Raw genomic sequence first — 25,028 nt, 5'->3', positions numbered from 1 at the left:
TTACTGATTATTTTTTAGGTTGTAAAATCTGCGACAATTTGTGCAATCTGTGTTTTTGTTTTTATGTATTCTGCTTCCAAACATAGCTTTCATCTTCAAAAATTTCTTTCCCGAAAATAGCTGTCTTTTCTTTTATTTCTTCAACCAAAAACTCCAAAGCTTCGTAAACCACTTTTCGTCTTGGTGCCGAAACAAAAACAAACAGACAGATTTCACCTGTTTTTACCGTTCCCAAACTGTGGTAAATATGCAGACACGATAATTCATATTTGGCGAAAGCCGCTTCTCTGATTTCATAGAAAGTTTGTTCTGCCATTTCTTCGTAGGCAGTGTATTCTATCGCAGCGACTGTTTTTCCTTCAATCACATCGGCACGAACCTGGCCTAGAAAAATATTATGGGCGCCAATTGTGGTTTTACTTTGATGTTTCGCAATTGAATTCCCAATGAATTCTGATGTTATCTGTCCCTGAACAAAGGAACTTTTTTTGGGTTTATCTGTTGACATGAATAGTATATTTTTTATTTTATTTTAAAATTGTCATTGAAATTGATATTGCCATTCCCATTAAATCTGATTTTTCAAAGATTCAATACCTCTTCCTAAATGAAAAACCCCAACAAATCCTGATTTTTGAAGATAATTCATAGCCGCTAAACTGCGTTGACCTGTTTGACAAAACAAAACAATTTCCTGATTTTTATCCAATTTTTTACTGTATTCTTCTAATTCACTCAGTGGAATCTGAATGATATTTTCTCCTTTAAATTCAGGTGTTTCATCTAATTCCCTAACGTCAATAACAACGATTCCTAATTGATTACATTTTTCTAAAAATGCTTTCGGACTTAAATCTGCTTCTGGATTTTTACTATTTAAAAGCTTTATTCCGTTTATGATTCCTTTTTCAATCATTTTCGGTTTTTTGGCAAAATCTATAATTTGAGTTTGAAAATGCAGAGCATCATAAATAAATAATTTACCTGACAACACAGTACCGATTTCTAATATTATTTTAAGGATTTCTGTAGCTTGCAATGTTCCAAGCGTATTTGGCAAAACTCCCAAAACTCCAGATTCTACGCAATTCGGAACGGCATTTAATCCTTCCTGTTCAGGAAACAGACATCGATAACTCGGTCCATTTTTATAATTAAATACCGAAACCTGTCCTTCAAACTTATGGATTGAAGCATATACCATTGGAATCCTTTTGGTGACCGACACATCGTTAATCAAATAGCGAACAGCAATTGCGTCCGTGCAATCGACAATGATTTGATACTCACCCACTATTTGAATAGCATTTTGGACAGTAAAAAATTCTGAAAAAGCCGTTACGCTGATTTCGGGATTGAGTTCCAAAATGGCTTTCTTGGCTATTTCGGCTTTCCTTTTGCCACAATCTTTTAAAGTATATAACAATTGTCTGTGCAAATTGGTTTCTTCCACGACGTCGCCATCAACAATTCCAATAGTTCCCACTCCTGCTGCTGCCAAATTTTGCAGAACCGGACAGCCCAAACCTCCCGCACCAATCACCAAGACACGAGCATCCTGCAATTTTTGCTGGCCTATTTCTCCTATTTCCTGGAGAATTATTTGTCTGGAATATCTCATATTGTTTAAAAGTTTAAGAGTTTAAAAGTTTAAGAGTTTAATGAGTTAAATCCTTTAAACTTTTTCTTAAACCTTTAAACAATTTTATCCTCCCGCAAAAGGCGGTAAAAAAGCAATCAAATCCTGATCTTTTATTTTAGTCTGCAAATCAACTATCATTTGGTTAACCGCAATGTTATAAGCTGTGTTTTGCATTTTTGGGTAACTACTTTCAATTTTTGATTTCAATGCAGAAACCAAAACAGTCTCTTCATCGAAAGTGAATTGCTCCTCTTTCAATTGAGTAATATCAGCGAGTAAACCAAAATATTTTAGCGTTATAGTCATTTGATTAAATTTTGATATTCTTCTGGTGTGTTAATATTTTGCACTTGATTTTTCCATTTTTCAGGAATTTCAAGAGTACTGTGTTTGACCTCTTCGATAGCCTGTTGCAGTTTCAATTTGTTTCCGGCTATCTGTTCGCCAAAAACAATACGCATCGAACGGTCGTAAACCCCTATCAACGGATTTGCACTCCCATCAATTTTCGTTTGCGTGACCATATCTGTTTCGCTGTGATTTTCTATCAGCCATTTCAGCAATTCGGTCGAAACCATTGGCACATCAACGCTCAAAACGAGATTCACTTTGGTTTTGGACTCTTTCAATCCTGTATAAAGTCCGCCAACAGGACCTTTGTCTGAAATTATGTCTTCCACTCTGGTAAAGCCCAAAGCATCGCATTCTTTGTTGGTAGAAACAATCAGAATATTTGAACCCACAATTGGCTGTAAAGCGTCGCAAATATGTTTGATGAATGTCTTTCCGTTCAAATCCAACATCCCTTTATCGGTACCCATGCGCTGGCTTTTTCCGCCGGCCAATAGTATTGCTGTTATTTTATTTTCCATCCTCTAGGTTTATAAGGAATGCTTTTTTAATTCCACATCCAGAAATTTCCAACAGGCAACATTGATCGCTTCAAAAGACTCAATTAATGATTTACCGTAAGGAGTTATCACTGTACCTCCACCTTTATTTCCTCCCACTTGAGTAGCAATCAAAGGCTCTTTGGAAGCTTTGTTCGAAGCATCTATTAATTTCCACGCTTTTTGATATGAAATATTCATTTCCTTGGCGGCTTTATTCAGTGAACCTGTCGATTCAATCAGCTTTAGCAATTGAATACGTCCTTCGCTGATTAGAATTCCATCATCCGTTTCAATCCAAATTTTACTTTTGATTTTCATATGTAAGCACGTATTGAATCTTTATTGGTCATGATCATTTCAAAGCCAATTACTTTCGTTATACTTTTACAAATATAACGAAATGATTGTTTCTAAAAAATAAAAAAAAGCACAACATTCTGTTTTTTGTTATAAAAAACAACAAGATAATTACTCCAAAAAAAGCAGATTGAAACACAAAAAATAATTATATTCGCTTACCTATTTAACCATAACCAATTAAAAATGAATACAAAACAAGCTACAACCATAAATGAAGTCATTCAATATTTGGATGAAATAATTGAAACATCAAAATTAGAACAATGTGCCATTGGCTTGTTTACCACTTTATATAGAGAAGTTACGCTGCAAATAAAACAGGGTATCGAAACGGGTTTATTCCAAAATCCAGAACGAATGGAAAAACTGGATGTTATTTTTGCTAATCGCTATTTAAAGGCTTACTATCAATTTAAAGCCAAAGAAAAATGCTCAGAATGCTGGGAGTTTTCATTTATTAAAGGTGAAGAATACTGGCCTATTGTTGTGCAACATTTACTGCTTGGTATAAACGCTCATGTCAATTTAGATTTAGGAATTGCCTGCGCACAAGTTAGTACTCCTGAAAGCATTTTTGACCTACATTCTGACTATAATAAAATCAATGAAATTTTAAGTAATCTAGTAGAAGGAGTTGAAAAATGCTTAGTCGAAATTTGGCCAACGCTAACCTACATCTTGAAATTATCCGGAAAAATAGACAATTTCTTTATTGATTTTAGCATGAAAACCGCAAGAGATGGGGCATGGAAATACGCTACTGAATTTGTCCTTCTTCCAGAAAATGAAAGAGAAGCTTCCATACAGGAAAGAGATGTCAAAATCACCAGAATTGCCCGATTAGTTTCGAATCCAGGTTATCTTGTAAGCAGTGTTTTTAAACTCATTCGACTTTTCGAAAGAGGAACTGTTGCCCAAAAAATTATTGACTTAAGCAAAGTAGAATACAACCCAGTAAATCAAACCGTTGTAACTCCTGAATGTGTTGCACAAAGTTAAGAAATAAAAAAATCCTTGGCAGATTTAACCGCAAAGAACACAAAGAAAAAACGCAAGGTTCGCAAAGCTTTGCGTTCATAGCGCTTGCCTTGCGAACCTTGCGGTTAATTTTTTACAACTATAATTTATGCCGTCTCTTTTTCAAACCTAGCAATTACTTCCTGATAATAGTTAAATGTGGTTTTAGCGATCGATTCCCAACTGAATTTTTCCAAAACCCTTTCACGGCCAGCTTTGCCCATAGCTTTTGCTAATTCCGGATGATCCAGCAATACATTTACTTTATGTGCAAATGCCTGTTGAAAAGCAAATGGATCCAGCGGATTGAAATTAGTTCGCGATACACTTTCCATCGGAATTAAATACCCTGTTTCTCCTTCTACAATTATTTCGGGTATTCCGCCTACGTGACTTCCAACAACCGGCGTTTCGCAAGCCATTGCTTCCAGATTAATAATCCCGAAAGGCTCATACAAAGATGGACAAGCAAAAACTCTGGCGTGGCTGTAGAGCACTTTGACTTTTTCTCGTGGCAGCATTTCCGAAATCAGGATTACTCCTTTCCTTTTGGCTTTCAATTGATCGATAAGTGCTGAAGTTTCCTTAGCAATTTCTTCGGTATCGGGAGCACCGGCGCAAAGCACAATCTGGCAATTTTCATTAAAATACTGCGCCGCTTCAATCAATCCCGAAATTCCTTTTTGACGTGTAATTCGGCCAACGAAAAGCACAAACGGAATATTTGGATCGATTCCATATTCTTTCAGTAAAGCTTCATCAAAAGTAGGTCTGTAAAATTCGGGATCTATTCCGTTATGGATTACGGTTACTTTTTTAGGATCTACCCCATAGGCTTCCACCACGTCAGTTTTCATCTGTTCGCTCACGGCAATAATACCATCGGCAGTTTTATAGGCGTTAGTTTCAATCCATCGAGACATAAAATAACCATTACCGAGCTGCTCGACTTTCCAAGGACGATGCGTTTCCAGACTATGTGTTGTCAATATCAAAGGCACCTGCAACAATTCCCTTGTAAAAACACCAGCCAAATGCGTGTACCAAGTATGACAATGAACAATATCGGCTTTTGGAGTAGCTTGAGCCATTTCGACGTTCCGACTTAGGTTATGAAACATCTTGATGTGTTCGTTTTCGGGATCAACCATTTTAGTCAAACAGGAATTAATTCCTTCCACATGCATGGAGTCCTTGTTTTCTTTTTGGTCACCAAAACACCGAACTTCAACCTGTCCCAATTTAGCCAACTCTTGACTCAAAAAATCAATATGAACTCCTGCTCCGCCATAAATGTTTGGTGGAAATTCGTTGGTATAAAGCGCTATCTTCATTTGCTGTATTTTTTATAATTCAGAGTATTCGACACATGAGCACACCATTAAAGTATTGAACTGCATCAAAATATCAATTTAGTAAAAATACGAAACCGCAATTTAATTCGTACTGAAACCTTTCATTATTTTAAAATTATTTTTTCGTTAAGATTCTGAAAAAAAATAAACCTTTTGCAAAAGATATCAATTTACAATATCAATAATCGCTACAATTTAACTAGATTAGCACTACAATATGCAAACATCTCATTCATCAAAAAAATTCACCTTTATGAATCAAAACAACTCAAATTTCTACGGATATAATTTCGAAAAAATTGCCGATACCCTTATTCGTCTTGGTGTCCTCTTCCTGTTAATCGGTTGGTGTTATGATATTCTAAAACCATTTGTTTTAATTATAGTTTGGGCGATAGTTATTGCCATAGCCTTCAGTCCTGTTTACGAAAGGGTTGTCCGATTATTTAGAGGCCGAAAAGTTCTGGCCACCATATTCGTCGCACTTATACTGCTTACTATTTTAGTCTTGCCCAGTGTATTGATAACCCAATCCTTATATGAAGAAATCAACAATTTTGTCCATTATTATCAAACGAATGAGCACTTGATTCCGCCTCCTGGAGAAACCACCAAAAGCTGGCCAACGATAACAAAACCCATTGTCGAAATATGGGCATCGGCCTCTGAAGATTTATCCAAAGTCGCACTTAAATACTCCGAACAACTAAAAGTAGCGGGTGCATGGCTACTGCTTTCCTTGGCTGGAATTGGCAAAGGCATTCTACAGTTTATCGTCTCAATCATCATTGCAATGGGACTATTATTGTACACTGAATCATTAGTCAAAGTTTCTAAAAATATTTTTATAAAGCTAATAGGTTCCAATGGCGAACACTATGCCGAAGTCACTGTAATTACCATTCGCAATGTCGTAAAAGGATTCTTGGGCGTAGCCTTAATACAAGCGCTAATGATCGGAATTGGATTTTTCCTTGCAGGAGTACCTTTTGCTGGAATTTTCACGATAATTTGTCTATTTCTTGCCATAATACAAGTAGGAATTGGCCCCATTGCCATCCCAGTAGTCATTTACATGTATTCCATTACCGATGCCACAACCTCAACCATACTGGCTATTTGGGTAGGAATCACCTTGATTTCCGACAATATTCTAAAACCAATATTCCTTGGAAGAGGTAATCCGCCAGCCCCCATGCTCGTGATATTCCTAGGAGCTATTGGTGGTTTCATATACAACGGCTTCATCGGATTATTTTTGGGAGCAGTAATACTTACATTGGGTTATAAATTTTTCCTCTCGTGGATCGATATGAATCAAGAACCACAATTAGAAAAATCACAATTAGAGGCAGAAGAATAATTCCATTTCAATTTACTTCATCCGTTCGCCAAAGATCATCTGGGCGTGCCACCATAAAGCAAAGGGAGCTACTCATCACAGCGGTGAGTCCGCTCCCTTTGCTTTATGCTGTCGGGTCATCCGTGCTACTTCGGTAGCTTACTTCTACCCCTCACGCGAGTCACAAGAACTTTAATCAAGACCAGAAATATTTATTATTTGAAAAGCTTACAAAAAAATTTAACTATTCAATAATTCCAAAATCTTATCCACACTTACTTCACTGTAATCGTTGATGTAAAAGTCACACGGAGGCAATTCCTCTTTTGTATGTGAGCTCAAAACGCCAATTACTTTCATCCCTGCATTAAGACCTGCCGTAACTCCCGAAAAAGAATCTTCAAAAACGACACAGTCAGATGGGACAACACCAACGCGTTCTGCCGATTTTAGATAGACTTCCGGATTGGGTTTATGCTGCTGAACGTCCTGACTTGCCATCATTGAATCCATTTTGTCTTCAATTTTTAAAGCATTAATAATCAAGTCGAGATTCGCTCGCGGTGCAGATGTCGCAACAGCAGTTTTGAAACCACAAGATTTCAGCTCTTCCAAAAACTGGAGATAATATGGAATTGTCTCTACTTTATCTTTATAAATTTCACGGAACATCGATTCTTTTTCATCTTCCAATTTTTTAAGCTCATCCCCAGTAATTGGGCGCTTAAAGAAATGTGTCATGATATAACCATTATGTTTTCCGTACATATGATCTTCAAACTCTTGTTGGGAGTGAGGAACTTGGTACTTATCAAAAAATGCTTCAAAAGCCTTGCCATGATCAGGATTTGTGTGACAGATCACACCATCCATATCAAAAATTACACATTGCTGTTTCATTATATTTGTCGTTGTTTTAAAAGACTGCAAGATACAATCATTTACATTTTTTTGAAACCTAAAGTCGGAAACAATATTTAATTTTCACACCATACGCTTTGGACTACTGAAAGCTTTTGGAAGATAATTTTACTTTAAATTTTATAAAAATGTAAAACTGTGAGACCCTTGAAACCATATGTTTTTTATTTTTACAGCGTTAAATACAATTAGAAGTAACTGATTAACAATAAAAAAAAGTTCTTTCCGAAAAAACATATTTTCATACCTTAATCAATGATAAGTTAGAAGCAAAAGAGTTCACTTATGATGATACTTTTTTGGAAAACCAAGTAAATTTTAAAATCGCCTATAACAAATACACTTCCACTTTATCCCCTTTTTTCAATTCATAATTTCCATCTGGAACATAAACCAGTCCGTTGGCTACAGAAAAAGAATTGAGCATTGATGAATTTTGGTGCGTCAAAATTTCTGCTTCCCCGTTAGTGATATTCGCTTTCAAAAACTGCGAACGCGTATTTCTCACTTCATAATCATGAGCAATAGGCAACAAAACAACCTGCTGATAATTGGCTTCCGCACCAGATAGTATTGCTAGAGTTGGCAAAACATAAACATAAAAACAAGTCAGACAGGCAGCAGGATTTCCCGGCAATGCAAAAACCATTTTATCCTTTAATTTCCCTGCAAACAAAGGTTTTCCCGGTTTTTGATTTACTTTGTAAAATAGAGTTTCCACTTCCAATTCTTTCAACGCTCTCGCTACAAAATCATAATCCCCAACCGATATTCCTCCAGAAACCAATACGACATCATTATTTGCTAATGCCTCTTGCAATTTATTTTTAGTATTTTCAAAATCATCATTCACCTCATACAAAGTAACAGCATTATAATAACTGTCAATCAAAGCTGACTGCAACATAATTCCGTTGCTCTCATACACTTTTCCATATTCAAGTGGTGTCCCAGGTTTAGAAAGCTCATTGCCTGTAACCACAATTCCAACCTTTGGTTTTTGATAAACGCTGACTTTTGTAAAACCAAGTCCTGCCAAAAATCCTATCGCTGCAGCATTCAAAACCTTGCCTTTTTCAAGTGCCAAATCTCCAGTCGAAATTTGTTCTCCTATTGGTCTAACATTAGTTTCGGACTCAACTGGTTCGTCTAGCAATAATTGCGTTCCATTCGCAGTAACCTTTTCAATCTGAATAACCGCCTGTACCGTATCCAGTACTGCTGCTCCCGTAAAAATCTTTACAGCTTGACCAGGAAGCAATTCAACTCTGTGAGAATCACCCGCTTTAATTTCGCCAACAATTTCATAAACCAAATCATCATGCAAGCACAAAGCATAACCATCCATCGCCGACTGCCGAAAAGGTGGCATGTTAATTGGCGATACGAGTGATTGTGCCAAAATATGTTTTCTCGCTTGAAAAAGAGAACACTCAGTTTGAGGCAATATTGGTAAATTTGCCTGCAATATCGAAAAGGCTTCTTGTACAGAAATCATGTGCTTGGGGTTATATTTATTTTCAAAAATACGATTCGAAAATGACTTTAGCGAACTGATTCAAAAAAAACACAAATTGCACTAATTGACACAAATTAAAAACTAATACAATTACAACAATTCTTAAAATCACATATAATATGTGCAATTATTTTTTTTAAAATCTGATAAAATTTGCTACAATCCGAGACTAGAACGATCGCGAAAAGGCGAAGCAAATTTATCTCAGAAACATTTAAATACAAATGCCTTGTCTTTTAAATTATAATAACCAATCTCCGTTTATATTAAACTTACGTTAAAGCATTAAACCTTTAATCATTATAAGCATCTTATATCTGTTAACTTAAAAAACAACTAAACATGAAAAAATTAATTATTGCTTTAGCATTAGGAATTGGGCTAACTGGATTTGCCCAAGAAACCACTCCGCAACAAAACAGAGCCAATATGGAGAAAATGACTCCAGAACAGCGTCAGCAAAAACATTTGGATCGTCTAACCAAAGAATTGACTTTGGATGCAAAACAACAAGTAGCAGTGGGTAAAATTTTGACGGAGAAAAGTGCAAAAGCACAAGACATGAAAGCTCAAAAAGATACCCGTAAAGCTAGTGGGGATAAAATGACTACCGAAGAAAGAACTGCTTTTAAAAATGCAATGCAAGCCGAAAAAACAGATACTGAAGCCAAAATGAAAGCGGTTTTGTCTGCCGATCAATATCAAAAATGGCTTGACATAAGAGAAGAAAACAAAGAAAAAATGAAAGAAAAAAGAAGAGGAGGAATGTAAAGAGCAATAAAAAATTAAACACGAATTCCACTAATTAGCACAAATTGATTCTTGCTAATTAGTGGAATTTATATTTTGTTCTTTGACGTTATTTAGAACGTTTTAGAAACTTTATCTATTGCATTAATAGTAAAATCCAAGTCTTCATAAGTTAAAGCATCGGTAATGAACCAGGTTTCATAAGCTGATGGAGCTATGTAAACACCTTCCGCTACCAATCCATGGAAGAATTTCTTGAAAGTTTCATTGTCTCCTGCTCCAGCAGATTGAAAATCAGTCACCGGATTTGCATCAAAATGAACCGAAATCATAGAACCAATTTGATTTATCGTAAAAACGACATTATTGGCTTTCAAAACTCTCTCAATTCCTGCTCCTAAATAAGCCGTTTTCTCTTCCAGTCTTTTGAAAATTTCACGATCATTGTCCAATGCCTGCAACATCGCCAATCCAGCCGCCATTGCCAATGGATTCCCAGATAAGGTTCCTGCTTGATAAACAGGTCCCAATGGTGCTAAGAAATTCATAATTTCGGCACGGGCTGCAAAAGCTCCAACAGGCAATCCTCCTCCGATTACTTTTCCAAAACAAACTATATCCGCATTGATGTTGAACAATTCTTGAACACCACCTCTAGCCAATCTAAAGCCTGTCATTACCTCATCAAAAATCAATAAAATTCCGTTTGCTGTACACAATTCACGCAAGCCTTCCAAAAATCCTTTAACCGGTGGAATACATCCCATATTTCCGGCAACAGGTTCTACAATTATGGCAGCAATTTCATTTTTGTTAGCTTCGATTAAAGTCTTTACATTCTCCAAATCATTGTATTTGGCAAGCAAAGTATCTTTGGCCGTTCCTGCTGTTACACCAGGACTGTTTGGAGTTCCAAAAGTCACTGCTCCACTACCCGCCTGAATCAAAAATGAATCAGAATGTCCGTGATAACAACCCGCGAATTTGATAATTTTATCTCTTTTCGTAAATCCACGAGCCAAACGCACCGCACTCATACAGGCTTCGGTACCCGAATTCACAAAACGGATTTTATCAATATTTGGAACCATAGAAACTGCAAGTGCCGCGATTTGAGTTTCCAATTCGGTTGGCATCCCGAAAGATGTTCCCAACTTTGCTTTTTCAATTACTGCTTCAACCACAGGTTCGTAGGCGTGACCCAAAATCATTGGCCCCCATGAATTGATATAATCGATTAATCGGTTTCCGTCTTCATCATACAAATACGCTCCTTTGGCACTTTTTACGAATATTGGAGTTCCACCCACGGCTTTAAAAGCTCTTACTGGTGAATTTACTCCCCCTGGGATTACTTTTTCTGCTTCAGCAAAAAGCTGACTACTTCTTTGGTATATCATTACGATTTTAAATTTTAGATTTTTGAATTCAGATTTCAGATTTGACTGAATACTGAATACTTTCAACTTATTTTACTATCAACTTCTGTCCAATTGAAAGTGCATTCTCTGTTAGATTATTTTTCTGTTTTAATTCTTCTACGGTTAAATTGAATTTTTTGGAAACAGAATAAAAAGTATCTCCTTTTTGGATTTCATACAAACTGGCTTCATCAGCGCCAAAATTATCCTGAAGCATTACTTTAGCTTCTTCCTTTGCTATCTCTTTTCCTAAAACTTTAGCATCGTACTGGCTTAAATTATAGGATTCAATATAACTTATTAATTTTTCAGGGTATCTTGGGTCAGTGGCATATCCTGCGTCTTTCAAGCCTTTTGCCCAAGCTTTATAATCACCTTTGGGCAGTGTAAACAAATTGGCATATCTTTTTTTTCCAGTCAATACCATTGCATGATCTTTGTATGATTCCGAAGCTTGATTGTATTTCCTAAAACATTCATTTGCAGAATCATCATCTTTATAGACTTTATCGCCTTTCCAATCGCTATGACATTTAATTCCAAAATGATTATTAGCATTCATTGCCAAGTCACTCTGTCCAGCCCCCGATTCCAAAACTCCTTGTGCCAAAATAATACTGGCAGGAATTCCGTAGGTTTTCATATTACTCATCGCAACCCCGCTGTATTGTGCGATGTAGGCTTTCGCAGCTTCATTTGTGTTTAACGGTTTTGAAGAAGACTGGTTGGTCACCTTGCTGCTTCTCCCATTTTGGATAGGTTTTGAATACTTCCATCCCACCGGTTTTTTTGTGGTAACGATAGCTGGTTTCGATGAACCACATCCAATGATAGTCCCAATTAAAAGAAATAAAGTTATTTTTTTAAACATGCAGCTGAATTTGGGTGTTATGTTTTACTTTTTTTATTGTTGAACCTCAATCAATGTTTTGTTTTTGCTTTTCAAAAGCGTATTCATTCCCTGGATTCCCTGTAATCCTCCGGTGTGAATCAATAGAATTTTGGAATTATCAGGAAAATAGTTTTTCTGAATTAAACCTATAACGCCAAAAAACATCTTTCCCGTATAAATTGGGTCTAATGGCACTTGCGTTTGTATGTAAAACTGATTTATAAACTGAATCAGCTCTTCGTTAACTTTTCCGTAGCCCCCAAAATGATAATCGGTTATTAATTCCCAATTTTTGTTGGTGGCAAATTTACGAATTTCATCTTTTAAAAAGTCTCCTTTTAATGCTGGAAATCCCAAAACTTTTTGGTGTGGCAACGCACTGTTGATTATCCCCGAAATGGTACCTCCCGTTCCTACCGCACAACATATGTAATCAAAGTTAGCATCATCCCCAGTTAGTATTTCTTCGCATCCTTTTATGGCATACTCATTAGTACCACCTTCTGGAACAAGATAAAAAGAACCGAATTTGTTTTTTAGGTCAGTTATAAAATCAGGTTCGGTTTTGAATCGATAGTCTTCTCTGGTAACAAACTCGAATTGCATTCCACATTCCTGAGCAAACTTCAAGGTTGGGTTATCAGCAATTTTGTCTCCCAACTCATCCCCACGAATCACACCAATAGTTTTAAAACCCTGTTCTTTTCCTGCAAAAGCCAACGCTGCAATATGATTGGAATAAGCACCACCAAAAGTCAACACTGTTTCCTGATTTTCGGCTTTTGCCTGAAGCAAATTATACTTTAACTTCCTGAATTTATTCCCAGATATAAAGGGATGAAGCAAATCTTCCCTCTTTATTTCGAGTGAAATTCCGTTAGGCAGGTCGTATGTTATTTTCTGGTTCAAAGTTTAGGGTTTATTAGTTTTTAAATACTTTAAAAAACTAAAATATGTTCGCGTTTCAAGGTAATTTAAATGCTGTTCATTCGCATAAGCTTCCCTTTCAAAACTGATATTTCTATAAGCTAAATTCGCGTTTTTGTACTGCAGCAAACGTACCGCATATTCGACAAAATACCAAAGAAAAAAAGGCAAAACGAGCAATTCTATTTGTTGTCTTATGTGTATTTTTTCATGGTTAACCAATACTTTATTTTCGAAATCAAATGCGTATTTTATAAACACAAAAGGAAAGACTGTCAAACCTCGATATCCTTTAGGAATTAAATATTTGGCAACAATAACAAACATTGGTTATAAAATTTATAGATTTGTACAGGCAATTTAGTCCAAATTAAAGAAAAACACAATCGCCTAATTGCGAATTTCAAGCAGAAATAAAGAATGGCAGAACAAAGTAATGAAAATAAATTAACTGAGGGGGAAGATTTTTACTATACGCCCGAAGGATACAAATGCTTTACCGAAAAATACCATTTAAAAAGAGGGTATTGTTGCAAGAGCGGATGTCGTCATTGTCCCTATGGATTTGATAAAAAAACGGGGCAAATTAAGAAGTAGATTTTCAGATAACAGAACGCAGAATTTAGATTTCAGCATTCTTTTAAACATTAAATAATAGAAATGGATATCCTTTCTTTAAAATATAGAATCAAAATCCACAAGTCCTACCACAGGTCGGACATACGGTATCCCTAATTTGTCATTTTTGAGTAAAAAATGATTATTCGATTTTTAGATTATTTGACTGTTCGAAAAATCTAAAAATAAATACAACCAAAACAGATTGATAGATATGCTTTATTAAGTTGACAAAACTCTAATAATCCAACAATCTAAAATCTAAAAAATCTAAAAAAATGACTTTTCAAGAACAAATACAACAAGGAATCCCTTCTATATTACCACAGCCAAAACCATATGAAGTCAACATTAATCACGCGCCGAAACGGAAAGAAATCTTGTCTGACGACGAAAAAAAACTGGCGATTCGAAATGCTTTACGCTATTTTGACCCGAAGCATCATGCAGAATTAATCCCTGAATTTCGTAACGAACTGGAGACTTACGGACGTATTTATATGTACCGTTTGCGTCCCGATTATAGAATGTATGCCCGTCCAATGTCGGAATATCCTGGAAAGAGCGAGCAGGCCAAAGCCATTATGCTTATGATTCAGAACAATCTGGATTATGCTGTGGCGCAACATCCGCACGAATTGATTACTTATGGAGGAAACGGTGCAGTTTTCTCGAACTGGGCACAATATTTATTGACGATGAAATACTTATCGGAAATGACCGATGAGCAAACATTGACGATGTATTCCGGGCATCCTATGGGATTGTTTCCTTCCCACAAAGAGGCACCGAGAGTTGTAGTTACGAACGGAATGGTAATTCCAAATTATTCTCAACCTGATGATTGGGAGAAAATGAATGCATTGGGAGTTTCCCAATACGGGCAAATGACCGCAGGAAGTTATATGTACATAGGACCACAGGGAATTGTGCACGGAACGACAATCACGGTTTTGAACGGTTTTAGAAAAATAAAACGCTCACCAAAAGGCGGATTATTTGTAACTTCCGGATTGGGAGGAATGAGTGGAGCGCAACCCAAAGCGGGAAATATTGCCGGTTGTATCACGGTTTGTGCCGAGGTAAATGCTAAAATCACGCACATTCGCCACAGTCAAGGCTGGATAAATGAAGTGGTTGAGGATATTGACGAATTGGTCAAAAGAGTCGCTTTGGCGAAAGCCAATAATGAAACTGTTTCTATCGCTTACCTTGGAAACGTGGTGGATGTTTGGGAACGATTTGATGAAGAAAACCTTTATATCGATTTGGGCTCCGACCAAACTTCGCTTCACAATCCGTGGGCTGGGGGGTATTATCCGGTTGGAATTTCATTTGAAGAAGCTAATGATATGATGGCCAATAATCCTGATTTATTCAAAGAAAAAGTACAGGAAACATTGCGTCGTCACACAACAGCTATTAACAAACACACAGCCAAAGGAACGTATTTCTTTGATTACGGAAATGCTTTTTTACTGGAAGCTTCCCGTGCTAGTGCTGATATTATGGCCGAAAATAATATTGATTTCAGATACCCAAGTTACGTTCAGGACATTATGGGACCTATGTGTTTTGATTATGGATTTGGGCCTTTCCGTTGGGTTTGTACTTCTGGAAAGCCTGAGGATTTAGCAAAAACTGACGCCATTGCCTGTCAAGTTCTGGAAGAAATGGCCAAAACTGCTCCGATAGAAATTCAGCAACAAATGCAGGATAATATTCAGTGGATAAAAGGTGCCCAGGAAAATAAATTGGTTGTGGGTTCTCAAGCCCGAATCTTATATGCCGATGCCGAAGGTCGTGTGAAAATTGCTGAAGCTTTCAATCAGGCTATTGCCAATGGTGAAATAGGATTGGTCGTTTTAGGACGCGATCATCACGACGTTTCGGGAACCGATTCGCCTTACCGAGAAACTTCAAATATTTATGACGGATCGCGTTTCACTGCTGATATGGCAATTCAAAACGTGATTGGCGACAGTTTCCGTGGTGCGACTTGGGTTTCCATTCACAATGGCGGCGGCGTTGGCTGGGGTGAAGTTATCAACGGAGGTTTCGGAATGGTGCTAGATGGTTCCAAGGAAGCTTCTAGACGCTTGGCTTCGATGCTTTTTTGGGATGTCAATAACGGAATCTCAAGACGTAGCTGGGCTCGTAACGAAGGCGCTGTTTTTGCCATAAAACGTGCTATGGAAGTAGAGCCATTATTGAAAGTGACACTACCAAATTTAGTCGATGATAAACTATTAGAATAAAGCACTAAAAAATCACTCATAAAAATCATTTAAAATCGGCTGAATCTGCGTGAAATAAAAAAATATGTTAGCACGCAGATTTTGCAGATTCAGCAAATATTAGGAAAATCTTAGACTGTTTATTAGGAGCTAATCCTGCTATTCGCTTCAAGATTTTTTATAAACTCGTTTTTTTCTAAGAACAAAAAGAGCTTCCTCTGGTCGCTTTTTTTGTTCAAGAAAAAAATACTCGTTTATCAAAAAATGCTTTCCACTTTTATCAGGGCTAACACAACTGACTGCAGACAAACGTATTTGGTTGAAGTTTTTGAAAAATCATTTTTTTTAACTACCTTAGAGTAACCAAATTGGTACGGTTTTTGTAGTTTAATTACTCCACCAATAAATCAAATAAAAAATGAAAACATTTAAATTCCTGCCCCTATTATTACTTTTCATAGTTTCCTCATGCGACACTGTAAAAGTATATTCTGATTACGACAAATCGGTTGATTTCAAGCAATACAAAACTTTTGCTTTTATGAAATCTGGTATTGACAAAGTCGAAATTTCTGATTTGGACAAAAAAAGAATCCTTAACGCCATCGACCAACAATTACAGGCCAAAGGTTTTACCAAAAGTGAAAACCCCGATTTATTGGTTAATATTTTCACTAAATCCCGCGAAGAAATCAGCGTAAACCAATTCAATGCCGGTTATGGCTACGGTTGGGGTTGGGGATGGAATCCTTATATGTATGGAGGACATACTACAGTTACCTCCTCTACCGAAGGCACATTATACATTGACCTTATCGATGCTAAAAAGAAAGAACTCGTTTGGCAGGGAGAAGGCACCGGAACACTTTCTAAAGACATGAACGAAAAAGACGCAATCGTAAATGACATTGTAACTAAAATTTTGGCTCAATTTCCGCCAGCGCTGGCAACAGCTGAAAAGAAAAAATAATTTATTGTTTTGATTCTCAAAAAATGAATACATTTGCAATCTAAGCAAGAAAAATGAAAAACTTAATTAACATCATCATTGTCATTATTATAATTATCATTCGATAATTATGGCGAGGTGTTATATAAATAAGTAATCAATAATACATTTATGAAACCTCCCACATCGGGAGGTTTTTTATTTTAAACAAACATGAAATCGCCATAATACCAAAAACATAACTTGGAATGAAGAATGGCGATACCATATTCCTTTAAAAAACAGATATTATCCACATATGAAAAATTTAGCAACAATTATTAGTATCGTAATTATCATTATTCGTTTCTCGTGACGAGTCAGGATTCTATTTTATAATAAAGCCTTTCTCAGTTCGAATCGAGAAAGGTTTTTTTTTGACCAAAAACAAACTATTCAGTTATGCAACAAGAATTTACAATAACACTTTTTAGTGAAAAACAGGAAGGATTAATCACTAAAGTAGCACTTATATTGACTCGAAGAAAAATAAACATAAACAACTTCTCAGTAGTTTTTTGCAAAACAGTAAATTTATATCGTTTTACGATTACGCTTATTGAAACAGAAGCAGCAGTTCAAAATGTAGTATGTCAAATGGAAAAAATCATTGAAGTTTTTAAATGTTATTTACAGACTGAAGTAGAGCTTTTGACCCACCAAATTCTACTATTAAAACTTTCTAATTCTGATGAAAAAGAAAACCAAATCGCATCTTTTATCAATGCCTTTCCAGTTATTAAGGAAACTGACTATTGCGTTTATACGAGTAAAACGCACAAACAAATAATCCAACAATTAGCCTCAAAAATAACCAAATCAGAAGCAACGAATTCCTTTTAATTCAAAGTTTTAAACTCCAAATACTAAAAAAATGACTTTATTTACAGCAATACAACAAGCTCAAAAACAACTTAAAAATGTAGTTCCTTCTACTCCTCTGATTGAAAACTTAAATTTATCAGAGGAATTTGGAGCAAATATTTTGCTAAAACGTGAAGACCTGCAAATAGTTCGATCCTACAAAATAAGAGGAGCTTATAATAAAATGAGTTCTTTGACGGATACCGAAAAAGAAAATGGAATTGTCTGTGCTAGCGCTGGAAATCATGCACAGGGTGTTGCTTTTTCTTGCCATCTTTTAAAAATAATGGGCAAAATTTACATGCCAAAAACGACACCCAAGCAAAAAGTAAAACAAGTTCAATTGTTTGGAAAAAAATATGTAGAAATTATCTTGACAGGAGATACATTTGACGATGCTTACGCAAAATCGGTAGCCGATGCCACACAAAACAACAAGGCCTTCATACACCCTTTTGATGACTTAGAAGTTATAGCAGGCCAAGGCACTGTTGGATTGGAAATTTTGGACTCTTACAATGAGCCAATTGATTATGTATTTGTACCCATTGGCGGTGGCGGACTGGCCTCCGGGCTGTCGACCGTATTCAAACAATTAAGTCCCAATACTAAAATCATTGGAGTCGAACCTCTAGGCGCACCTTCGATGAAAACTTCAATTGCCAATCACGAGAATACTCCGCTGGACACCATCGATAAATTTGTAGATGGAGCCGCTGTAAAACAAGTGGGCAATCTGACTTTTGACATTTGCCAAAAAAACTTAGACGACATTATACTTGTCCCCGAAGGAAAAGTGTGTACCACCATATTGCGGTTGTACAATGAAGAAGCCATGGTCGTAGAGCCTGCTGGAGCATTAACGATAGCGGCCTTAGACTTTTACAAGGACGAAATAAAAGGAAAGACAGTTGTCTGTATTGTCAGCGGTAGCAACAACGACATCGAAAGAACTGCCGAAATCAAAGAACGCTCATTACTTTATGAAGGATTGATGCATTATTTCATGATTCAGTTTCCGCAACGTCCTGGAGCATTGAAGGAATTTGTAAACGACATCTTGGGTCCAGATGATGACATTACTTATTTTCAGTTTGCAAAAAAGAATAGTCGTGAAGTAGGATCGGTTGTGGTTGGTTTGGAATTGAAGAATCCAAATGATATTCATGCTATAAAGACCAACATGAACACCAAAGGTTTTGAATACCGCTATCTAAACGAAAGACATGACCTTTTCACCCAGCTGATAGGATAAATTAACAATTCCTTTTCGACCGTATTTTTAATTATAACGTATCTTTGGAAAAGCACTTTTTACATTAAAAACATCATGATAAATAAAGACATTTCTAACATAGAAGACATTCAATTATTAGTCAACACCTTTTACTCAACTGTACAGAAAGACGAATTGATTGGTGCAATCTTCAACGAAAAAATAGGTGACCGCTGGCCAGAACATTTAGAAAAAATGTACCGCTTTTGGCAAACTATTCTACTGGAAGAACATACCTATTCTGGAAGTCCTTTTCCTCCACACAAACAACTTCCTGTCGAGAAAGAACATTTTAACCGTTGGATGGAGATTTTCACACAAACCGTGGATAGTTTGTTTACAGGTAAAAATGCCGATGAAGCTAAGCTAAGAGGCAAAATGATGGCCGAAATGTTCCATCACAAAATTGAATATTTCAGACATGAAGCGAAACATCCGCTTTTGTAAAAACAGTAACAAAAATGACTATAAAATTACCGCAGATTATAAAATAATCTAATCTGGAAATCTGCGGTAATTCAGTTTTAAAAACATTGTATTACTTTTGCTACACTAACAAAACCAATCCATAATGGCCAATTCTTTAAAAACAATCACGTTCCTGTTTTTGACATTCTCCTTTTTTACAAGTACTGCCCAAAAAGACAAAAACACAACCATATATCAATACGCCACAATCAATGCCTTGATGGAAGGCGGTTTTGATGGTGATATGACTCTGGCCGCATTGCAAAAGAAAGGAACATTCGGGATTGGGACTTTTAATGAATTGGACGGTGAAATGATTGGGTTTGACAATCATTTCTATCAAATAAAATCCGATGGAAAAGCGTATGTTGTAGCTCCTTCGCAAAAAACACCTTTTGCTGTAGTAGCTAATTTCTCGAAAGACAACGTTGTTTTTGCACACCAAACATTTGACCTCAAAAAGCTCTATGCTTTGTTGGATACTATATCCCCCAATAAAAATTTATATGTCGGTTACAAAATCAAAGTGAAATGTCAAACGATAAAAACCCGTTCTGTGTCCAAACAAGTGAAACCGTATCCTTTGATGATTGATGCCGTAAAAAAGCAATCGATTTTCGAGTTGGGAACAATTTCTGGAACGCTGGTTGGCTTTCGATTTCCTGAATACATGAAAGGATTGAATGTTCCGGGTTATCATTTTCATTTTCTTTCGAATGATAAAAAATCGGGGGGACATGTACTGGATTTATTGGGTTCTAATTTTGAAATCGAAATCGACTATATGGCCGATTTTGAAATGCACATTCCCGATAATGAAGCATTCAACAAACTGAATTTAACCAAAACCAAAGCAGAAGATTTGGAGAAAGTGGAGAAATAATTTCTAATACAAAACTTCCATTTCGCCTCTTTAAATTGTATTTTTGCATAAAAACTATATCGTTTTCGTTATGAATACAAAAATAACAAGCAATCCGTTATTAGACCGGTTGCCAAAACATTTAAAGCAATTTATCAAGCCCCAAGATTACAGCGATTACACACCAATTAATCAAGCGGTTTGGAGATATGTAATGCGTAAAAATGTGAATTATCTCTCGAAGGTAGCACATAGTTCGTATCTTGAAGGTTTGAAAAAAACGGGAATTGAAGTAGACAATATTCCGAGTATGTATGGTATGAACCGCATACTTAGCGAAATTGGCTGGGCTGCTGTGGCAGTTGATGGCTTTATCCCACCGAATGCCTTTATGGAATTTCAGGCATATAATGTTTTGGTCATTGCATCAGACATTCGCCAACTCGAACATATTGAATATACTCCCGCTCCAGATATTATTCACGAAGGTGCCGGACACGCGCCTATTATTGCGAATCCCGAATACGCTGAATATTTAAGACGTTTTGGAGAAATAGGTTGCAAAGCCATTTCTTCACATAAAGATTACGAAATGTATGAGGCCATTCGCTTGCTTTCTATTTTGAAAGAAGCCGAAGGCACACCAAAAGTCGAAATTGAAGCTGCCGAAAAAGCTGTTGAAGATTTGCAAAACAATATGGGTGAATTATCTGAGATGGCCCAAATCAGAAACCTGCATTGGTGGACAGTAGAATACGGCTTAATAGGCACATTGGAAAATCCAAAAATTTACGGAGCTGGTTTATTGTCTTCCATTGGAGAAAGCGCTTGGTGTATAACGGATAATGTAAAGAAAATCCCTTATGATTTTTCGGCAGTTCACCAAAGTTTTGATATTACCAAATTACAACCACAATTGTATGTAACTCCCGATTTCGCTTACTTAAGTTTGATTCTGGAAGAGTTTGCCAATACAATGGCTTTGCGTACGGGAGGATTGTCAGGTATTAAAAAACTAATCCATTCGAAAGCATTGGGAACTGTTGAATTGAGTACTGGTTTACAAATTTCAGGAGTTTTCACGAATGTTATTGAACAGGAAGGAAAACCAATTTACTTTCAAACCACAGGCGAAACTGCTTTATCGTATCGAGAAAAAGAATTGGTTGGTCATGGAACGAGTACACATCCGGAAGGTTTTGGTAGCCCAATAGGAAAACTAAAAGGAATCAATCTTGCTATTGAAGATATGAGTCCGCGTGACCTAAAAGCCTATGGTGTATATGAAGGACAAACTGCCACTTTGGAATTTGAAGGCGATATAAAAGTGGTTGGGGAGATAATTACCGGAAAAAGGAATCTGCACGGAGAGATTATCTTAATTTGTTTCAAAAACTGTACTGTTACACACGGAGACACTATTTTATTCCAACCAGAATGGGGGAATTACGATATGGCCGTAGGTAAAAAACTGGTTTCAGCTTTTTCGGGTCCAGCAGATGTAAGTAGTTTTGATTTGATTTCACACGTTCCTTCGAGCAAAACCATTAAAGCTAAGCAAACAGCCGAAAGAGACGATTTGGAAGTATTGTACCAAACCGTAAGAAGCATTCGAGAATCGAATGACACGACTACTTCATTGGAACCAATTTTTGAAAAACTTCAAAATAATCATCCAAATGACTGGTTACTTTCTATTGAAATCATTGAGCTTTTGAATACTCGAAACGAAACAAACTTAATGCAACAAATACTTTTGCATTTGGAAAACCTTAAAAAACAACGTCCAGAAATCGAGAAATTAATTTCGAATGGATTGGAGTTGATTTTTGAGAATGAAGAAACGACACATTAAAGTATAGACACAAATTGCACGAATTAGCACGAATTATGGAAACTGTAATTCGTGTTTTTTTTAGATGAAAACAAAAAAGTGAAATATCACCCTTTAGCCCAATGTCATTAAGTTAAGCTTTGTTTGTTCTCGCAAAGGCGCTAAGTCGCAAAGTTTAGAGCCGATTTCTTTGCGTCTTCGCGTCTTTGCGAGAGTTATATTTAGAAAAAAAATGGCGAGAATTCCTTAACTTAATGACATTGCCCTTTAGCCCCGATTGCTTCGCCAGTTCGCTTCGCTCGTGTGAAGTAAAAATCCTTTTGTGCCGGGGTTCGGCACAAAAGATTGAAACGGAAAGCGGGACTATATTTCACAAAAATGCCAAATCTTTCTGCTCCAAATTAATGACAAAAGTGTTGCGTTTACTTTGTGAAATGGTTAGTGAGGTTGCTTAGTTCCTCGCAATGACACTGGGTTAGAAAGGATAGCCAATAGCAATATTAAGAATCAGATTATCTTTGCGCCAAGATCCGCTTACAAAATCAATGTCGTCAATGACCCAATTACTTCCGTTAATCAAATAAGGCTGCCTGATAGGAAAAGCAAAATCGGTTCGCAGAATTAAAAAAGAAAAATCAAAACGCAATCCTGCTCCCACACCGACTGCTATTTCTTTCATAAAATCTTTTGAAATCTGCCCCCCCGCTTTGTTTTTATCTTCATTCAAAAGCCAAATATTTCCCGCATCTAAGAATAGAGCACCGTTTACAATACTGAATAATTTGGTTCTGTATTCGGTATTGAATTCTAATTTTATATCCCCCAATTGGTCTTCCAAAAATTCAGCATTTGGATCGGTACTTTTATAACTTCCCGGCCCAACCGATTGTGATCTAAAGGCTCGGATACTATTGGGGCCACCGGCAACAAACTGTCTGGACGACGGCATCACTGTATTGTTCCCGTAGGCAAATCCAGCACCCGCAATTAATCTAGTGGCTAATTTGCTGTTTTCACCTAGCTTTAAGTAATGTCTGAAATCTCCTTTGACTTTTACAAATTGGCTGAAAGGCACATCAAAGAACTTAATAGTATCGCCTTTTTTGGCATTTGCTCCCATAAGCAATCCAGTAACATTCCCGGCTAAATCCAACTCCCCATTGAAATAAACGGTATGTTTCTTTCTTTTTTGCATCGTATTGGTAAAAGTATACGAATAGGTAGGTCCAAAAATCAATTGCTTTTCGATTACTTTTCCCAATGATGGATTTGTCTTAATTTCTTCTTGATAGGAAGCCGTTACCTCTTTTGGACTCACATAATTAATTTCCAATACTTTCAATTCGTGTTCGGCTCTGACGCTCTCTTTCCATAAATAGCCAAAAGATGTTTTGAAAGAATTCAAAGTATACTGATCGGCTTTGCTTTGACGTTCATAACGGAGAAGTACTTTTGTTTTGGGAACGAATTCACTCGAATTTTGCCATTTAAAAGGAGCCACTAAACGAGGCCATATCAAACTAGCTTCCCCTCCAAAAGTGTAAATATCGTGTCCTCCATTCTGACCCGAAACCTGAAAATCAATACCTCCAAATAAGGAAAGCGTAAACAATTCGGCTCCGCCAAAAAAGTTTCTGTTGTTCCAATTAACTTTTGCTTCAGTTCCTGTATATCCAGCCGAATTGGTGCTGGCACCCACTTCAAAACGAAGGAACTTTTTGGGCAACAACGTCAGATAATAATAAGCATTTAAAGCATCTGGAATTGAATCATCCACTTTGAATTCATTTTTAACGAACTTAAAAGTGCCTAAATTCACAAACCTGTTTAAGGAAAGGTTATGATTTTTTCTATTGTACAAATCGCCTTTTTTAAAATACAAAGTCCGATCAAATACTCTGGGATTAAAAGTCTTGGCAGAATCAATAATCGTAAAATCCTTGTACTGTACAATATCTTCCTTTTTATAGGCAATACTATCCGTCAGAATTGAATAATTCGGATAAACAATGATGTCATTTATGGTATAGGGTTTTCTCGCTTTGGATGGCGTTTCTTCTTTTATTTTCAGTTTAATACTTACTTCGTGATCACCTTTAGTACTATCAACTTGTGCCAAAATATAATCGGGATTAAAAAAGTAATATCCTTTTTCTTTTAATCTGGCATCGATGCGTTCGCGTTCCAATTTTATAACTTCCAAATCATAAGGATTGCCTGGTATCAAAAGGGTTCTTCTTTGAGTTCTGGCAATCGATTTTCCCAAAGCAGTGGAATCATCCGGAAAAGAAACACTTTTAATTTTGTATTGTTTTGAAGGCCTAACAATATATTCTGCCGTGGCTTTTTTTCCATGTATAGTAGAATCTGACTGTACTTTGGTTTTAAAATACCCTCTGTTTTCAGTATAATTTCTTAAGACAGATACATTATATTCTAAATCGACTTTACTGAATAAAACTGGTGGTTCTCCTACTTTGGTACGCAACCAATACCTAAATCCTTTTTCTTTTGTGGGCTTTCCAGCTAGATTATAGATATACAGTTTTGGTCTTAACCCCAATATTTGCTTGTTTGGTTTGGGGCGCAAAAGATTTTCTAATTCGGTTTCTAATGCTTTCCTTTCTTTTCTTTTTATAATTGAATCCTCCACTTTTACGGAACCGCCTGTATAAAGCAAATCACCTTCGGGCAAATACTTGGTGTTACCGCATCCTAAAATGAAGAATGAGCACAGGATTAAAAGATATTTTGAATGTTTAGTTTTCATAAGGTATTCTCGACATAGCGATTATTTTTACACGAATTGCACGAATTAACACGAATTGCAGAAATTTATGTA

At 36.4% G+C, this 25,028-nt stretch carries 23 protein-coding genes; 11 read left to right on the top strand and 12 right to left on the bottom strand.

Features of this window, described 5'->3' with window-relative positions:
- Positions 1–61 precede the first annotated feature (61 nt).
- From B0E44_RS03250 to B0E44_RS03230, 5 genes are all read right to left on the bottom strand, one after another.
- Positions 62–508, bottom strand: coding sequence for a molybdenum cofactor biosynthesis protein MoaE (locus B0E44_RS03250; protein WP_077370773.1), 447 nt, complete (start codon positions 506–508; stop codon positions 62–64).
- Positions 509–568: 60 nt separating this feature from the next.
- Positions 569–1,621 (bottom strand): HesA/MoeB/ThiF family protein, encoded by a 1,053-nt coding sequence (locus B0E44_RS03245; protein ID WP_077370772.1) that lies wholly within the window; start codon positions 1,619–1,621, stop codon positions 569–571.
- Between the two features lie 84 nt (positions 1,622–1,705).
- Positions 1,706–1,948, bottom strand: coding sequence for a MoaD/ThiS family protein (locus B0E44_RS03240; RefSeq protein WP_077370771.1), 243 nt, complete (start codon positions 1,946–1,948; stop codon positions 1,706–1,708).
- Positions 1,945–2,514, bottom strand: coding sequence for a molybdenum cofactor guanylyltransferase (locus tag B0E44_RS03235; RefSeq protein ID WP_077370770.1), 570 nt, complete (start codon positions 2,512–2,514; stop codon positions 1,945–1,947). The genes B0E44_RS03240 and B0E44_RS03235 overlap by 4 nt, the downstream gene beginning before the upstream one ends.
- 9 nt (positions 2,515–2,523) lie before the next feature.
- Positions 2,524–2,853 (bottom strand): winged helix-turn-helix domain-containing protein, encoded by a 330-nt coding sequence (locus B0E44_RS03230; RefSeq protein WP_077370769.1) that lies wholly within the window; start codon positions 2,851–2,853, stop codon positions 2,524–2,526.
- Between the two features lie 225 nt (positions 2,854–3,078).
- Between B0E44_RS03230 and B0E44_RS03225 the strand changes: the two genes are divergently transcribed.
- Entirely contained in the window at positions 3,079–3,894 is an 816-nt protein-coding gene (locus B0E44_RS03225; RefSeq protein WP_077370768.1) for a DUF5995 family protein, read from the top strand.
- A 125-nt stretch (positions 3,895–4,019) separates the two neighbouring features.
- Here the strand turns inward: B0E44_RS03225 and glgA are convergent, their stop codons facing one another.
- On the bottom strand, positions 4,020–5,246 hold the full coding sequence (gene glgA, locus B0E44_RS03220; protein WP_077370767.1) for a glycogen synthase: 1,227 nt from the start codon (positions 5,244–5,246) through the stop codon (positions 4,020–4,022).
- 274 nt (positions 5,247–5,520) lie between these two features.
- Between glgA and B0E44_RS03215 the strand changes: the two genes are divergently transcribed.
- On the top strand, positions 5,521–6,630 hold the full coding sequence (locus B0E44_RS03215) for an AI-2E family transporter (RefSeq protein WP_165688761.1): 1,110 nt from the start codon (positions 5,521–5,523) through the stop codon (positions 6,628–6,630).
- Positions 6,631–6,849: 219 nt separating this feature from the next.
- On the opposite strand, the gene B0E44_RS03210 is transcribed toward B0E44_RS03215, so the two are convergent.
- Together B0E44_RS03210 and glp are read right to left on the bottom strand one after the other, a co-directional pair.
- Positions 6,850–7,509 carry an HAD family phosphatase gene (locus B0E44_RS03210; RefSeq protein ID WP_077370765.1) on the bottom strand — a complete coding sequence of 220 codons (660 nt, stop codon included), beginning with the start codon at positions 7,507–7,509 and terminating at the stop codon, positions 6,850–6,852.
- 349 nt (positions 7,510–7,858) lie between these two features.
- Positions 7,859–9,028, bottom strand: coding sequence for a gephyrin-like molybdotransferase Glp (gene glp / locus B0E44_RS03205; protein WP_077370764.1), 1,170 nt, complete (start codon positions 9,026–9,028; stop codon positions 7,859–7,861).
- Between the two features lie 363 nt (positions 9,029–9,391).
- Between glp and B0E44_RS03200 the strand changes: the two genes are divergently transcribed.
- Positions 9,392–9,820, top strand: coding sequence for a hypothetical protein (locus B0E44_RS03200; protein WP_077370763.1), 429 nt, complete (start codon positions 9,392–9,394; stop codon positions 9,818–9,820).
- Positions 9,821–9,912: 92 nt separating this feature from the next.
- On the opposite strand, the gene hemL is transcribed toward B0E44_RS03200, so the two are convergent.
- The 3 genes from hemL to B0E44_RS03185 form a co-directional block, all read right to left on the bottom strand.
- A complete protein-coding gene (hemL, locus tag B0E44_RS03195; RefSeq protein ID WP_077370818.1) occupies positions 9,913–11,199 on the bottom strand; it encodes a glutamate-1-semialdehyde 2,1-aminomutase in 1,287 nt (428 codons plus the stop codon).
- Positions 11,200–11,266: 67 nt separating this feature from the next.
- The gene (locus B0E44_RS03190) at positions 11,267–12,091 is read right to left on the bottom strand and encodes a glucosaminidase domain-containing protein (RefSeq protein WP_077370762.1); all 825 of its coding nucleotides are present in this window, start codon (positions 12,089–12,091) and stop codon (positions 11,267–11,269) included.
- A gap of 33 nt (positions 12,092–12,124) precedes the next feature.
- Positions 12,125–13,021, bottom strand: coding sequence for a 1-aminocyclopropane-1-carboxylate deaminase/D-cysteine desulfhydrase (locus B0E44_RS03185; RefSeq protein ID WP_077370761.1), 897 nt, complete (start codon positions 13,019–13,021; stop codon positions 12,125–12,127).
- A 438-nt stretch (positions 13,022–13,459) separates the two neighbouring features.
- Here B0E44_RS03185 and B0E44_RS18735 point away from each other — a divergent pair, with 438 nt between their 5' ends.
- From B0E44_RS18735 to B0E44_RS03145, 8 genes are all read left to right on the top strand, one after another.
- Positions 13,460–13,636, top strand: a complete 177-nt coding sequence (locus B0E44_RS18735; RefSeq protein ID WP_165688760.1) for a DUF5522 domain-containing protein — start codon at positions 13,460–13,462, stop codon at positions 13,634–13,636.
- A 299-nt stretch (positions 13,637–13,935) separates the two neighbouring features.
- On the top strand, positions 13,936–15,915 hold the full coding sequence (locus tag B0E44_RS03175) for a urocanate hydratase (protein ID WP_077370759.1): 1,980 nt from the start codon (positions 13,936–13,938) through the stop codon (positions 15,913–15,915).
- Positions 15,916–16,312: 397 nt separating this feature from the next.
- A complete protein-coding gene (locus B0E44_RS03170; protein WP_077370758.1) occupies positions 16,313–16,864 on the top strand; it encodes a DUF4136 domain-containing protein in 552 nt (183 codons plus the stop codon).
- 420 nt (positions 16,865–17,284) lie between these two features.
- Positions 17,285–17,725 carry a hypothetical protein gene (locus B0E44_RS03165; protein WP_077370757.1) on the top strand — a complete coding sequence of 147 codons (441 nt, stop codon included), beginning with the start codon at positions 17,285–17,287 and terminating at the stop codon, positions 17,723–17,725.
- Between the two features lie 31 nt (positions 17,726–17,756).
- On the top strand, positions 17,757–19,001 hold the full coding sequence (ilvA, locus tag B0E44_RS03160; RefSeq protein ID WP_077370756.1) for a threonine ammonia-lyase IlvA: 1,245 nt from the start codon (positions 17,757–17,759) through the stop codon (positions 18,999–19,001).
- Positions 19,002–19,079: 78 nt separating this feature from the next.
- Complete coding sequence (locus B0E44_RS03155) at positions 19,080–19,469, top strand: group III truncated hemoglobin (protein ID WP_077370817.1); 390 nt, start codon at positions 19,080–19,082, stop codon at positions 19,467–19,469.
- A gap of 124 nt (positions 19,470–19,593) precedes the next feature.
- Positions 19,594–20,373, top strand: a complete 780-nt coding sequence (budA, locus tag B0E44_RS03150) for an acetolactate decarboxylase (protein ID WP_077370755.1) — start codon at positions 19,594–19,596, stop codon at positions 20,371–20,373.
- Positions 20,374–20,443: 70 nt separating this feature from the next.
- The gene (locus B0E44_RS03145) at positions 20,444–22,207 is read left to right on the top strand and encodes an aromatic amino acid hydroxylase (protein ID WP_077370754.1); all 1,764 of its coding nucleotides are present in this window, start codon (positions 20,444–20,446) and stop codon (positions 22,205–22,207) included.
- 454 nt (positions 22,208–22,661) lie between these two features.
- Here the strand turns inward: B0E44_RS03145 and B0E44_RS03140 are convergent, their stop codons facing one another.
- The gene (locus B0E44_RS03140; RefSeq protein ID WP_077370753.1) at positions 22,662–24,956 is read right to left on the bottom strand and encodes a BamA/TamA family outer membrane protein; all 2,295 of its coding nucleotides are present in this window, start codon (positions 24,954–24,956) and stop codon (positions 22,662–22,664) included.
- Between the last annotated feature and the right edge of the window lie 72 nt (positions 24,957–25,028).

This window comes from Flavobacterium sp. A45 (assembly GCF_002001005.1).
GTDB lineage: Bacteria > Bacteroidota > Bacteroidia > Flavobacteriales > Flavobacteriaceae > Flavobacterium.
The sequence above is the reverse complement of the archived record's forward strand: the minus strand, read 5'-3'. Positions and strand labels throughout refer to the sequence as shown.